The 12745-nt window shown below is 60.1% G+C and carries 14 protein-coding genes; 4 read left to right on the top strand and 10 right to left on the bottom strand.

All coding sequences use genetic code 11. The features are described 5' to 3' along the window. Window positions 1-39 precede the first annotated feature (39 nt). From pheT to infC, 5 genes are all read right to left on the bottom strand, one after another. Window positions 40-2463, bottom strand: coding sequence for a phenylalanine--tRNA ligase subunit beta (gene pheT / locus FHT93_RS12060; RefSeq protein WP_183847753.1), 2424 nt, complete (start codon window positions 2461-2463; stop codon window positions 40-42). Between the two features lie 16 nt (window positions 2464-2479). Continuing rightward, window positions 2480-3562, bottom strand: coding sequence for a phenylalanine--tRNA ligase subunit alpha (gene pheS, locus FHT93_RS12055; protein WP_112541928.1), 1083 nt, complete (start codon window positions 3560-3562; stop codon window positions 2480-2482). Window positions 3563-3710: 148 nt separating this feature from the next. Beyond that, window positions 3711-4115: a 50S ribosomal protein L20 gene (gene rplT / locus FHT93_RS12050; protein ID WP_112541929.1), complete on the bottom strand. Its 405-nt coding sequence runs from the start codon at window positions 4113-4115 to the stop codon at window positions 3711-3713. 40 nt (window positions 4116-4155) lie between these two features. After that, window positions 4156-4359 carry a 50S ribosomal protein L35 gene (rpmI, locus tag FHT93_RS12045; protein ID WP_004108077.1) on the bottom strand — a complete coding sequence of 68 codons (204 nt, stop codon included), beginning with the start codon at window positions 4357-4359 and terminating at the stop codon, window positions 4156-4158. A 299-nt stretch (window positions 4360-4658) separates the two neighbouring features. Next, on the bottom strand, window positions 4659-5195 hold the full coding sequence (gene infC, locus FHT93_RS12040; RefSeq protein WP_112541930.1) for a translation initiation factor IF-3: 537 nt from the start codon (window positions 5193-5195) through the stop codon (window positions 4659-4661). Window positions 5196-5376: 181 nt separating this feature from the next. Between infC and FHT93_RS12035 the strand changes: the two genes are divergently transcribed. Further along, on the top strand, window positions 5377-6162 hold the full coding sequence (locus FHT93_RS12035; protein ID WP_113013170.1) for an alpha/beta hydrolase: 786 nt from the start codon (window positions 5377-5379) through the stop codon (window positions 6160-6162). 210 nt (window positions 6163-6372) lie between these two features. Beyond that, the gene (locus FHT93_RS12030; RefSeq protein WP_112541932.1) at window positions 6373-6972 is read left to right on the top strand and encodes a transglutaminase-like cysteine peptidase; all 600 of its coding nucleotides are present in this window, start codon (window positions 6373-6375) and stop codon (window positions 6970-6972) included. A gap of 271 nt (window positions 6973-7243) precedes the next feature. Here the strand turns inward: FHT93_RS12030 and mbfA are convergent, their stop codons facing one another. Next, entirely contained in the window at window positions 7244-8227 is a 984-nt protein-coding gene (mbfA, locus tag FHT93_RS12025) for an iron exporter MbfA (protein WP_112541933.1), read from the bottom strand. A gap of 173 nt (window positions 8228-8400) precedes the next feature. Here mbfA and FHT93_RS12020 point away from each other — a divergent pair, with 173 nt between their 5' ends. After that, window positions 8401-8868 (top strand): truncated hemoglobin, encoded by a 468-nt coding sequence (locus FHT93_RS12020; RefSeq protein ID WP_183847751.1) that lies wholly within the window; start codon window positions 8401-8403, stop codon window positions 8866-8868. A 4-nt stretch (window positions 8869-8872) separates the two neighbouring features. Here FHT93_RS12020 and FHT93_RS12015 read toward each other — a convergent pair whose 3' ends face one another. The 3 genes from FHT93_RS12015 to FHT93_RS12005 form a co-directional block, all read right to left on the bottom strand. Next, window positions 8873-9766 (bottom strand): EamA family transporter, encoded by an 894-nt coding sequence (locus FHT93_RS12015; protein ID WP_113013172.1) that lies wholly within the window; start codon window positions 9764-9766, stop codon window positions 8873-8875. Window positions 9767-9857: 91 nt separating this feature from the next. Beyond that, window positions 9858-10409 (bottom strand): recombination regulator RecX, encoded by a 552-nt coding sequence (recX, locus tag FHT93_RS12010; RefSeq protein WP_112542005.1) that lies wholly within the window; start codon window positions 10407-10409, stop codon window positions 9858-9860. Window positions 10410-10419: 10 nt separating this feature from the next. Beyond that, window positions 10420-11445 (bottom strand): histone deacetylase family protein, encoded by a 1026-nt coding sequence (locus tag FHT93_RS12005; protein WP_183847749.1) that lies wholly within the window; start codon window positions 11443-11445, stop codon window positions 10420-10422. Between the two features lie 152 nt (window positions 11446-11597). Here FHT93_RS12005 and FHT93_RS12000 point away from each other — a divergent pair, with 152 nt between their 5' ends. Beyond that, a complete protein-coding gene (locus FHT93_RS12000; protein ID WP_183847747.1) occupies window positions 11598-12224 on the top strand; it encodes an HAD-IA family hydrolase in 627 nt (208 codons plus the stop codon). Here FHT93_RS12000 and FHT93_RS11995 read toward each other — a convergent pair. Then, a complete protein-coding gene (locus tag FHT93_RS11995) occupies window positions 12206-12724 on the bottom strand; it encodes a GNAT family N-acetyltransferase (protein ID WP_183847746.1) in 519 nt (172 codons plus the stop codon). The two genes, FHT93_RS12000 and FHT93_RS11995, sit on opposite strands and share 19 nt — an antisense overlap. Window positions 12725-12745 lie beyond the last annotated feature (21 nt).

Here is a 12745-nt window from a genome sequence, read left to right as displayed (position 1 = left end):
GCATGCGCCGCCGGCCCTATCACGACTTTGTTAGCCGGATCAGCTTCTAAGGACACCACCGGTGAACTTGGCTACGCTGGCCACGATCTTCTGCGTCAGCGCTTCGAAATCCTCGTCGGTAAGCGTGCGCTCGGCCGGCTGGATCTGCACTTCGATTGCAACGGACTTCTTGCCTTCGCCGACCGAAGCGCCTTCGAAAATGTCGAAGACATTGACGCCGGTTATCAGCTTGCGATCAACGCCGGTCGCCGCTTTGATAAGCGCGCCGGCCTCCACCGTCTTGTCGACGACAAAAGCGAAGTCGCGCTTGACGGCCTGGAAAGGCGAGAGGTCGAGCGCCGGCTTGGTGCGGGTCGCTTTCTTCTTCGGCTCGGCCATCGCGTCGACATAGACTTCAAAGCCGCAAAGGGCGCCGGAGACGTCAAGCTTTTCGAGCGTGGTCGGATGGAACTCGCCGAAGTAACCGAGAATGATCTTCGGACCCATCTTGATCGTGCCGGAACGGCCGGGATGATACCATTCGGGACCGCCCTGCTCGATCTGGATATTGCCCATCGGCAGGCCGCAGGCTTCGATCACGGCGAGCGCATCGGCCTTGGCGTCGAAGACATCGACCGGCTTGCCGCCGCCCTTTGCTGCGTTCGACCACATCCGGCCGGCGCCAGCCAGCGATGCCGTGCCACGGCGGATGCCACCGGCCACGCGACGCTGGCCTTCCGGCCTGTCGTTTTCGTACGTGCCTGACACTTCGAAGATCGCTACGTCGCCATAGCCCTTGTCGGCATTGCGCTGGGCTGCCGTCAGCAGACCCGGCAGCAGCGAAGGGCGCATGTCCGACATCTCAGCGGCGATCGGATTGGCAAGCTTGAGGGCTGCCGAACCACCCCCGAAGAGCCTTGCCTGATCTTCCGGAATGAACGACCAGGTGACGGCTTCCAGCATGCCGCGCGAGGCAAGTGCGCGCTTGGCGGCGCGGGTGCGGATTTGCAGCGTCGTCAGGATGCGGCCATTGACGGCTGCATGGCTTTCGAGCGGCGCCGGCTTGATATTGTCGACACCATGGATGCGCATGATCTCTTCAACGAGATCGGCCTTGCCATCGACATCGGGGCGCCAGGAGGGAACGGCGACCGAGACGCGCTCGCCCGAACCCGAAACCTTGAAGCCAAGGCGGGTCAGGATCGTATTGCTTTGTTCCGTAGAGATCTCGAGGCCGGTCAGGCGCTTGACCTCCGAATAAGGGAAGTCGACGATCTTCGGTTCGTAGCCCTTGTAGCCGACGATCTCGGACTTGGCCGGCTTGCCGCCGCAGAGTTCGAGAACGAGTTCCGTCGTGCGTTCGAGGCCGGGAACCATATATTCCGGATCGACACCGCGTTCGAAACGGTAGCGGGCATCGGTGATGATGCCGAGCGCGCGGCCGGACTTGGCGATGTTCATCGGATCCCAGAGAGCGGATTCGATCAACACGTCGACGGTGTTCTCGTCACAGCCGGAATGTTCGCCGCCCATGATGCCCCCGATCGATTCGACGCCGTTCTCATCGGCGATGACGACATTGTTCGGACCGAGCTTGTATTCGCGCTGATCGAGCGCCAATACCGTCTCGCCTTCCTTGGCGCGGCGGACCGTCAGGTTGCCCTTGACCTTGGCCGCGTCGAAGACGTGCATCGGCCGGCCCTGGTCGAAGGTCATGTAATTGGTGATATCGACCAAAGCATTGATGGGGCGCAGGCCGATAGCGAGAAGCCGTTGCTGCAGCCAACGGGGGCTCGGGCCATTCTTGACGCCGCGCACGAGCCGCAGGCCGAAGCCCGGGCAGAGCTTTGCATCATCAAGATCGAGCGTCAGCTTGACCGAAGTTTCGCCCTCCACCGTGAACGACGGTGCCGGACGCGCCTTCAGCGTGCCGAGACCTGAGGCTGCGAGATCGCGGGCAATGCCGTAGATCGAGGTGCAATCCGGACGGTTCGGCGTCAGGTTGATCTCGATGACCGGATCGTCGAGATGGGAATAGGCGGCGTAGCTCGTACCGACAGGCGCATCAGCAGGCAGGTCGATGATGCCATCGTGATTGTCGGAGATCTGCAGTTCCTTTTCCGAGCACATCATGCCGCGGCTTTCGACACCGCGAATGTTGCCGATGGACAGCGTCACGTCGATGCCGGGAACATAGGTGCCGGGAGCGGCAAAGGCGCCGACGAGGCCTGCACGCGCATTCGGCGCGCCGCAGACGACCTGAACCGGAGCGCCCTCACCGATATCGACCATCAGCACTTTCAGGCGATCGGCCTGCGGATGCTTTTCAGCCGAGAGAACCTTGGCGATGACGAAGGGCTTGAAGGCCGCCTTGTCATCGACATCTTCCACTTCCAGACCGATCTCGGTCAGGCGCGTGCAGATTTCATCGAGCGTGGCATCCGTTTCCAGATGATCCTTGAGCCAGGAAAGCGTGAATTTCATTGGTCCAATCCTCCCCTTAAACGCTGAGACCGCCGAACAGTGTCGGCATGTCGAGCGGGCGGAAGCCGTAGTGGTTCATCCAGCGGACATCGGCATTGAAGAAGTCGCGCAGGTCGGGCATGCCGTATTTCAGCATGGCGATGCGATCGAGGCCCATGCCCCAGGCAAAGCCCTGATATTCATCGGGATCGAGACCGCCGTAACGCAGCACGTTCGGGTGGACCATGCCGCAGCCGAGGATTTCCATCCAGTCCGTGCCTTCACCGAACTTGACGATGGGACCGGAGCGATCGCACTGGATATCGACCTCGAAGGAGGGCTCGGTGAAGGGGAAGAAGGACGGGCGGAAACGCATCGTCACGCTGTCGACCTCGAAGAAGGTCTTGCAGAACTCTTCGAGCACCCAGCGGATATTGGCGACATTGGCCTTCTTGTCGATGACGAGGCCTTCGACCTGATGGAACATCGGCGAATGCGTGGCATCCGAATCCTGGCGGTAGGTCTTGCCGGGAATGATGATGCGGATCGGCGGCTTCTGCGATTCCATCGTGCGGATCTGCACCGGCGAGGTATGCGTGCGCAGTACCTTGCGCTCGCCCTTCTCGTCCGGATTGAAGAAGAAGGTGTCGTGCATCTCGCGGGCCGGATGGCCCTCCGGGAAGTTCAGAGCCGTGAAATTATAATAGTCGGTCTCGATGTCGGGACCTTCTGCGATCGAGAAGCCCATATCGCCGAAGATCGCGGTGATTTCATCGACAATCTGGCTGATTGGATGGATGCGGCCGCGTTCGGCAGGCGAGGAGCGGACCGGCAGGCTGACATCGACCGTTTCGGCCTTGAGGCGAGCGTTGATCGCCGCTTCCTTCAACACCGATTTGCGGTCGGCAAGGGCGTCGGTCACTTCGTTCTTCAGGGCGTTGATCGCGGCGCCACGGGTCTGTCGCTCTTCCGGAGTCATGGCACCGAGCGTCTTCAGGAGCTCGGAAATCGAGCCCTTCTTGCCAAGCGCGGAAACACGGACGGCTTCGAGCGCAGGCTCATCATTGGCTGCGGCAATTTCGGCAAGCAGAGAGGATTTGAGCTGGTCGATATCTGACATTGTCTTCTTTCCGTCCGGATCAGGCGGCGTTCGAAAGGCGGGCTCGGCAAGGCCGCGCCAGCAGTATAGAGAAAGAAAAACCCGCGCTAGCCCAAACCAGCGCGGGTTTCCCAAAATTCAAAAAAGCGTCAAGCTTGGGAAGCGCTGGTTAACGAACCGCGCCTTCAAACTCGTTAGCCGTGCCGGTGTCCTTGAGGTACTCAAGGGCCTTCTTGGCGGCAGCAACCAGGGCGCCGAATGCTTCCGGCTCGTGGATTGCCATGTCGGAGAGAACCTTGCGGTCGACTTCGATGCCAGCCTTGTTCAGACCGTCGATGAAGCGGCCGTAGGTCAGGCCGAATTCGCGGACGGCAGCGTTGATACGCTGGATCCAGAGGGCGCGGAAGTTGCGCTTGTTAACCTTGCGGTCGCGGTATGCGTACTGCTTGGCGCGGTCAACGGCAGCCTTGGCGGTACGGATGGTGTTCTTGCGGCGGCCGTAGAAACCCTTGGCCTGCTTCAGAACCTTCTTGTGCTTGGCGTGGGCGGTGACGCCTCTTTTTACACGTGCCATTTCATGATCTCCTTAAATCTAACGCGTTACCGGAATAGTCTCAGAGACCGTTCGGCAGATAGTTCTTCACGACCTTGCGGCCATCGGGTTCTGCCAGAACCATCGTGCCACGTGCATCGCGAATGAACTTGTTCGTGCGCTTGATCATGCCATGGCGCTTGCCAGCGGCAGCCGCCTTGACCTTGCCGGTAGCGGTGATCTTGAACCGCTTCTTGGCAGAGGACTTCGTCTTCATCTTGGGCATTTTGCAACTCCGTTCTGAGAGCTCCTCACCCGCTTCGTTAAAGAAGCCCTTCTGCGAAAGCCCGGTTTACCGGTCTTCGCCAAAGGCGCGGGAGCGTTTGTTGTTGATCTGCGGGTCCAGTGACGAAACCTGCCCGCAAGCATTCGAAACTGCCACGGCATGCCCTGCCGGTCAGTTCGGACGCGCGCTTATAACCGCAGCGTCATGAAAGTGCAACGGGGCGGATGACGAATCTTCCGCCCCCGGAAAACACAAAAGCCGCCCTGTCGGACGGCTTTGAGCGAAAGAGTGCGGCACCGTCACTTCGGCGCCAGCACCATCATCATCTGGCGGCCTTCGAGCTTAGGCTCGGCTTCAACCTTGGCAATCTCGAGCGTGTCGGCCTTGACCTGTTGAAGAAGCTTCATGCCGAGTTCCTGGTGGGCCATTTCACGGCCGCGGAACTTCAGCGTCACCTTTACCTTGTCGCCTTCGTCGAAGAAGCGACCCATTGCCTTCATCTTCACCTCATAATCATGGGTGTCGATGTTCGGACGCATCTTGATTTCTTTGACTTCGACAATCTTCTGCTTCTTGCGCGCCTCGGCGGCCTTCTTCTGGTTGGCATATTTCAGCTTGCCCAGATCGAGGATCTTGCACACAGGCGGTTCGGCATTGGGTGAAATTTCGACGAGGTCGAGGCCGGCTTCTTCCGCCATTTTCAAGGCCTGGTCTGTGGGCACGATGCCCATATTCTGTCCGTCAGCAGCAATCAGCTGAACTTTCGGAATGCGGATCTCCCGGTTCGAGCGCGGTCCATCCTTTACGGGCGCGTCGGTTTTAAAGGGTCTGCGAATGGTCGTATTCTCCTCGCGTTGTTCGGAACGTTGCAGCTTCGTGTCCCAGTTCGAAAAGGGGGCACAAACGGGTCACGCCATCACTGCAACGGATTCAATAACACCCTATAGCGGAAAAATCACCTGCTGTCAGCCTGTCAAGAATCTGTTTTATAGACCGAAACAACAGGAGTTCCGCCCGATGTCCGTTCTTCAGCCTCAGTTCCTCACCGTTGGCGCAGGCGAGGCCGCGCGGCAGATCGCCATGCTGGTGCGACCGGCACGAGCGGACCGCGATCTTCCAGCTCTCGTTTGGCTATCCGGCTACCGATCTGACATGAGCGGCAGCAAGGCCGTCGAAATCGACAGGCTGGCGGAAGAACTGGGGACCGCCTGTATCCGTCTCGACTATTCCGGCCACGGACTTTCCAGCGGCGCCTTCACCGACGGCACGATTTCGCGCTGGCTGGAGGAGGCGCTCGCGGTGATCCGCGACGCCGCCCCCAAACGGATGATCCTCATCGGTTCTTCGATGGGCGGCTGGATCGCGCTCAGGGTGGCGCAGGAGCTTGCAAAGGCTGGTGGACCCAAGCTTGAAGGCATGGCGCTGATTGCGCCAGCACCGGACTTCACCTCCGATCTCATCGAACCAAACCTCAAGAAGAAGGAGCGCGTCTCGCTGGAAGAGCGCGGCTATTTCGAGGAACGCTCGCAATATAGCCCCGAGCCCAACATCTATACCCGCGCGCTGATCGAAGATGGCCGCCAGAACCGGGTGCTGACCGGTATTATCGAAACGGGCTGCCCGATCCATATCCTGCAGGGCATGAAAGACGCCGACGTGCCCTATCTGCATGCGATGAAGCTCGTGGAACATCTTCCTGCCGACGACGTGGTACTGACCTTCATTCGCGATGGCGACCATCGGCTGTCGCGCCCACAGGATATCGAGCGGCTGCGCGGCGCAGTCAAAGGCCTCATCCGATAGACTGAGACCAGTTGTTCGCCAAAGAATATGCAACCACCCTAATAGAGGGCCTTGGTTGAGTAACTCACGCCCGACTATCCCTAAGGTTATGTCGCATTTTAACCATGTCTACGAGTTGCAACGCCCTCCCAAGAAGTAACGATTGACTCCTTTCGGCCCTCTCCGTTAACTGTTTGTTAATAAATGAAGGGCGATGCAGGGAAGTAGGGCGTGCGGATCAAGGGTTTCCTCGTGGCCATGATGGCCGTGTTTGCAATGGCGCCGGCCGCTATTCCGGCTCCGAGCAAAAATGCCTCGATGGTGACCGGCAATGCGACATCGCAGCCGGTTGGTCATTACGATTTCTGTCAGACGCACCGCAGCGAATGCGGTGCCAACCGCAATAGCGGTCCGGTTGCCATGACCGGCGCCAAGTGGGCCACGGTCCGTTCGGTCAACGCGACCGTCAACCGCACGATCACGCCGATGACCGACAAGGAAATCTACGGCAAGGACGAGGTTTGGGCCTATCCGACCACGGCTGGCGACTGCGAGGATTTCGCGCTTCTGAAGCGTCGTATCCTCATCCAGCGCGGCTTCTCGCCCGCGGACCTGCTGATGACCGTCGTTCGCAAGCCTGATGGCGAAGGCCACGCCGTGCTGACGCTGCGCACTGCCGAAGGCGATTTCGTGCTCGACAACCTGGCTTCCGACGTCAAGCCCTGGTTTGCGACGCCCTATAGCTTCATCAAGCGCCAGTCGAGCTTCAACGCCGGCCGCTGGGTTACCATCGAGAATGGCCGCGACGTTCTGGTCGGCGCTCTCAAGTAAAAGGTTTCGTGGGGGACTGTGAAAAAGCCGGCGACAGCCGGCTTTTTCATTTTCGGTGCTTGGAATTTGTAGCAGCGACGACCGGGACTTTCGCTTCGGAGTGAGGCGTCGGTGCCGCAATCGATTCATTGGGCCGGTTGCTCGGGCTTTGCCCGACCGATTAATTACGCCGGGTGTGACGCTACCGGCGCCCGGCCCTTCGCTTTGGCTCAGGGCGTTCGTCGCTGCAATCGATTCACTGGATCGATTGCTCGGCTGTGCCGACCGCTCCTCACCCATTCCCAATCAGAATACCGGCTGCGAGGACGAGGCTGCCGCCGACGACGACCTGGAAGGCCGCGCGCAGGAACGGCGTCTCCATGTATTTGTTCTGGATGAAGGCAATCGCCCAGAGCTCGAAGAAGACGATGACGGCGGCGGTGATCGTCGCGGTCCAGAATTGCGGGATAAGATAGGGCAGCGCGTGGCCGAGGCCGCCAAGCGCCGTCATGATGCCGCAGGCAAGGCCACGCTTGATCGGCGAGCCGCGGCCGGAGATCTTGCCGTCGTCGTGAGCGGCCTCCGTGAAGCCCATCGAAATGCCGGCGCCGACCGAGGCCGAGAGACCGACGAGGAAGGTCTGCCAGGTATCCTGCGTGGCAAAAGCGGCGGCGAAGATCGGCGCCAGCGTGGAAACCGAGCCGTCCATCAGACCGGCGAGGCCCGGCTGCACATAGGTCAGTACGAACTGTCGGCGTGCCGTCTCGTCCTCTTCCTTCTTCACATCCTCGGGCGTGTGCTTGTCGCCGAGCATGCGGGCAATATCCTCGTGGCCTTGCTCGGCAAGTGCGAGATCACCGAGAAGTTGGCGAGTGGAGGCGTCAGAGGTCTGCTTGATCGCCTCGACGTAGAAGCGATAGGCCTGCTCCTCCATCGCTTCGGCTTCCTGCCTGATCGCATCGAGGGAAAGATTGGCGCGCAGCCAGTCGGGCTTGCGCTCGTAGAAGCCTTCGACATGCTCGCGGCGGATGAGGGGAATACGCTCGCCAAAGCGCTGGCGGTGCATTTCGATCAGGGACCGGCGATGCGTGTCCTCGACCTCGGCCATATCCTCGAACACCTTGGCGGATGCCGGAAACTCCTTTCGCAGGTGCTCAGCATAGGCGAGATAGATCCGCGCATCATCTTCTTCCGAGGCGATGGCAAGCGCCAGAATTTCCTGCTCGGAAAGGGATCGGAAGGAACGTTTCGGTGATCTGAAAAAACGCGCCAGCATGTGTATTCTCCAATAATTTAGAATTATTCTAAATTTAAAGAGGCGTGTGGCATGGGTCAAGATCGAAACCCCGCCAGATTGACAGATTGCCACGGTCCCCTCACCGCAGTTTTGCGAGAACGTGCGCGAACCTATATGAGAGCTGCCAGCTGGAACTAGCGCCGGGGTTTGAGATGGATAACGAGATACAAGGGCGGGCTGCGCATATTGCCGCGATCCGCGAAAAGGCCGAGGCCGAAATGGCAGCGATCGGCATCGATGACGCCTTCATTTCGAGGCTTGTTGAAACCTTCTATGGGCGAGTGCTGCAGCATGCCGAGCTCGGCCCGGTCTTCGACGCCAGGCTTTCCGGCCGCTGGCCGGAACATATGGCCAAAATGAAAAGCTTCTGGTCATCTGTCGCCTTCCGCAGCGGCGCCTATGGCGGCAAGCCGGTTCAGGCGCATCTCGGCGTTGCGAACATGACGCCGGAGCTCTTCCCGAAATGGCTTTCTCTGTTTTCGCAAACGCTTGACGATGTGGCGCCGACGCCGGAAGCCAAGGTTTGGTTCATGGCCACAGCGGAACGGATCGCAAAGAGCCTGACGCTGTCTCTCTTCTACAATCCGGCACTCGACGATCCCACGAAGAAGACGGAATGACGTCTCACTGCCTCGCCGAAAAGGTGGCGCCGGCGCTTGCGGCGACGACCAGGGCCGTTCCCGCCATCTGCAGAAAGGTCATGGGCTGCGCCAGTATGATAAAGCCGGCGAATGCTGCAATGGCAGGCTCCAGGCTCATAAGGATGCCGAAGGAAGCTGTCGGCATCCGGCGCAGCGCAATCAGTTCCAGCGTGTAGGGCAGCAACGGCACCAGAATGGCGAGGCCCGCCATCTCAATCAGGCCGTAGGCATCAAGCTTCGGCGCGGCGCCGGCAAAGCCGAAGGGCGTTGCGACCACGGCGGCAACCATGAGCGACATGGAAAGTCCTTCAAGACCCTTGAAGCTTGCACCGATCTTCTTCGTGAGCACGATATAGATCGCCCAGCCGGTTCCCGCGCCAAATGCAAAGAGAACACCGAGGGGATCTCCGACCCAGCCTTCTCCGTCATGGGCGAGGGCCAGAACGCCGAAAGCAGCAATGAGCGGCCAGATGAGGCGCCGGCTCAATCCGTAGCCGATGGTCGCGACGGAAAGTGGTCCGAGAAAATCGATCGCGACGGCGAGGCCGAGCGGAATGCGCTCGATCGACGAGAAAAAACTCATCGTCATCAGCGCCGTCGTCGTGCCGAGAACCAGGGCACTTGTCCATTGCGCGCGGCTGTAGCTGAAAATGCGCGGGCGCACGGCGATTGCCAGGATGATGGCGGCAAAAGCCAGGCGCAACCATGTGGCGCCGACTGGCCCATAGGTGGCGATGGCGGACGAGGACAATGCCGCACCGAACTGGATGGAAGACATCGACATGAGGCACATCAGGCCGCCGGCAGCCACGCCGCCGAATGCAGTCGATGCTTCAGCAGTCAGCGCATTCGCTCCTGCATTCGTTCTGTCTTCCATAGATGCCTCCGATTGTGCGCTCTTCATACGAAGCCGATCCGCAGGCGACAAATTCAAACTTCTGATCGTGCCAGCAAAAGCCTTGATGGCATCAGAGGCGGCCAGCGAAGATGATCTCCTCAGCATCTTCGAAGGTCATCTCGAAGACCTTTCTGCCGATTTCGAAGCCGAAACCGTTGCGGGCGAAGGCGGAAAGCTCCTTCGCCTTGCGTTTCTCATCCAGCTCGACACGGCGAAAGGGGCCAAAGGCGCGTTTGCGGGCGAATATCGCTGCGGCGTAGAGATCGTCGGTTTCCTCAAGCGCTACCTCCACCTTATCGGCTGAGACGCCTTTGACCGCAAGCTTCTGAGCGATCGCGCGCTTCGACTTGCCGCTGCGCACGGCCGATCGCGTGGCAATCTCGGCATAGGCGCCATCGTCGATCGCCTTGTTGTCATAGGCGAATTTGACGGCAAAATCAGCAACGGCCTTGAGTTGGGCTGCGCTGATGTCCTCGAACTTTTCTTTCGCCTTGCGGGTGATGGCGTCAAAGAGCTGCTTTTCGGTCATCATGCGCCGCTCGAGGCGATAGATGGTCGAGTTGCGCGCCCAGCTCAGCATGCGGGGCGTCGGAATATCGGATGGAGTGCTTTCGTCAGTCATCGGCAGCAGATCAGGCTTCCAGACCCTTGAGCACATTGGCGACATTGAGGCCGATCTCCGGCACACCGTAGCCGCCCTCCATGCAGGCGACGACCGGCAAGCCGGCGGCGGAGATCAACTCGCCCATGCGAATGAAGTCCTCCGACTTCAGCTTGAAGAAGGAGATCGGATCGCGCTCGAACGTATCGACGCCAAGAGCGACAACGACGGCTTCGGCACCGAAAGCCTTGATGCGGGAGAGCGCATCGGCAAGAGCTGATGACCAGACATCGAATGTGGTGCCATAAGCCAGCGGGTAGTTGCGATTGGCGCCTTCGCCCTGCCCTTCGCCGTCCTCGTCGGCATGGCCAAGAAAATAGGGAAAGGCGTGGATTGGATCGCCGTGCAGCGAGGCGGTGAAGACATCGCCGCGGCGATAGAAGAGATCCTGCGTGCCGTTGCCATGATGGAAATCGACGTCGAGCACGGCGACCCTCTTCGCGCCGTGATCGAGCAGCCGCTGGGCCGCCACACCGGAATTGTTGATGAAACAATAGCCACCGAAGAGATCCATGCCGGCATGGTGGCCGGGCGGGCGGCAGAGCGCGAAGGCGAAGCGGTTGCCGGCGTTCAGCCAATCCGCGCCCGTCATCGCACAGCGCATCGAGGCAACGGCTGCCTCGTAGGATCCTTTGGTGATGGACGTATCGGCAGCATTGGCATAATGGCCGATCGCGCCGACGATGTTTTCCGGTATGCGCTGGCTGCTGCGGCGGATGGGGAAGGAATTGGCGATCGCCTCGCCCTTATATCCAGCCGCCACCCAGCGATCCCACACCGTCGCCAGGAACTCCAGATAGGCGGGATCGTGTACCTTGCGCGCAGTTTCCAGGCCATGCGCCTGAGGCGCAACAACATCCGTGAAACCTGCATCCTTCACCGCGGCAAGAATCCATTCCGCCCGGAACGGTGCCTCGAAGGGCGTCACAAGCTGGCCATCATGCAGTTCTGTCTTGGCATCACGCAGCTTGTGGTCTTCGGAATAGATGACGCGCACGAGTGTCCTCCGCAAATCAGCTTGTCAAAATCAAGCCTTACACAGGCCCGCCCAAAGAAAAAAGCACCGAACACGGCTTGATCACCGCAAGAGGCGACGCCACGTTCTAGCCGATTTCAGAACACGTTCCTTTTCCTCAAGAGTTTAAGCCCATGAAAATCCTGATGGTCGATGTCGATGGGGTGCTGGTCCACGGACGGCCGACAGACGGCCTGCCGCTCTTTACCTATCTCGAGCGCGATCTCGGCCTGCCTGCGCCGTTGCTCCAACAGGAATTCTTCAAGCCTTTCTGGGTCGGAATCGTCACGGGCCAGGAGCCGATCGAACCCCGTCTGACGGAAGTACTTGGCCGGATTGCACCGCATCTCAACGCCCAGACCCTGCTCGACTATTGGTTCGAAAACGACTCCCGCCTTGACCGACAGTTGCTCGACGACCTCGCCCGCCTCAAGGACAAAGGCACGCTTCTTTACCTTGCCACCAACCAGGAGCATCAGCGCGCCGCTTACCTGCGCGACGTGCTGGGGCTCGGCGCGCTTTTCGACGGCATGTTCTACTCGGCCGCACTCGGCGCGCGAAAGCCTTTCAGCGATTTCTTCCGGCTTGCGACGCAGGAAGTCGGCGCCGGCCCTGATGACATCGGCTTCATTGACGATGTCGAGGAGAATATTGCGGCCGCCAAAGAGTTTGGCTGGAAGGCCCTGCATTGGACGCCGGCCTCAAGATTGGCTGACGCGATAGACGCCTTTACGCACGGCCATCAGGCCACGCGCTTGTAAAAGAAGGTTGTGGCGCACAGGCCACCTTCAGGCCAGAGCGCATAATCGGGAATGACACCGACACGCTCCCAGCCGAGACGCGGGTAGATGGCTTCAGCATCGCTGCCGGTTGCCGTGTCGAGGACGAGAATCGTCTTGCCGCGACGGGCCGCTTCGCGTTCGGCCATGTCCATCAGCAGACGCGCCAGGCCATGGCCGCGAGCGGAGCGGTGAACAAGCAGCTTTTTCAGATCGCCGCGATGCGGCTGGTTCGGCATCTGGGCAGCGCCGACCTGCACCGTGCCGACGATTTTGCCATCAACTTCAGCGCCGAAGAGCAGGGTGGCGCCATCGGCCACGGCTTCGGCGACACTACGCCAGTAGGGTTCGGCATCCCTAGGTGTATAGGGCTGCATGAAGCCGACCGAGGCGCCGCCATTGACGCAATCGGCAAGCACCTCGCAGAGGTCGGGAATAGCCGCGTGTGCCTCGGCGGCAGAGAGAAGACGGATAGTCGGCATGATGGTCCCCTGATAAGTGAG

Origin of the sequence: Rhizobium sp. BK379 (assembly GCF_014193955.1) — a bacterium.
GTDB lineage: Bacteria > Pseudomonadota > Alphaproteobacteria > Rhizobiales > Rhizobiaceae > Rhizobium.
Note: the sequence above shows the minus strand (reverse complement) of the source record. Positions and strands in the feature narration are given on the sequence as shown.

Bases quoted from the DNA above. Each gene is read 5' to 3' on its own strand.
- recX (WP_112542005.1), bottom strand. From the start codon at position 10,409: ATGACTGACGAAAGCACTCCATCCGATATTCCGACGCCCCGCATGCTG.
- rpmI (WP_004108077.1), bottom strand. From the start codon at position 4,359: ATGCCCAAGATGAAGACGAAGTCCTCTGCCAAGAAGCGGTTCAAGATC.
- pheT (WP_183847753.1), bottom strand. From the start codon at position 2,463: ATGAAATTCACGCTTTCCTGGCTCAAGGATCATCTGGAAACGGATGCC.
- FHT93_RS12000 (WP_183847747.1), top strand. From the start codon at position 11,598: ATGAAAATCCTGATGGTCGATGTCGATGGGGTGCTGGTCCACGGACGG.
- rplT (WP_112541929.1), bottom strand. From the start codon at position 4,115: ATGGCACGTGTAAAAAGAGGCGTCACCGCCCACGCCAAGCACAAGAAG.
- FHT93_RS11995 (WP_183847746.1), bottom strand. From the start codon at position 12,724: ATGCCGACTATCCGTCTTCTCTCTGCCGCCGAGGCACACGCGGCTATT.
- FHT93_RS12035 (WP_113013170.1), top strand. From the start codon at position 5,377: ATGTCCGTTCTTCAGCCTCAGTTCCTCACCGTTGGCGCAGGCGAGGCC.
- mbfA (WP_112541933.1), bottom strand. From the start codon at position 8,227: ATGCTGGCGCGTTTTTTCAGATCACCGAAACGTTCCTTCCGATCCCTT.
- pheS (WP_112541928.1), bottom strand. From the start codon at position 3,562: ATGTCAGATATCGACCAGCTCAAATCCTCTCTGCTTGCCGAAATTGCC.
- FHT93_RS12015 (WP_113013172.1), bottom strand. From the start codon at position 9,766: ATGGAAGACAGAACGAATGCAGGAGCGAATGCGCTGACTGCTGAAGCA.
- FHT93_RS12020 (WP_183847751.1), top strand. From the start codon at position 8,401: ATGGATAACGAGATACAAGGGCGGGCTGCGCATATTGCCGCGATCCGC.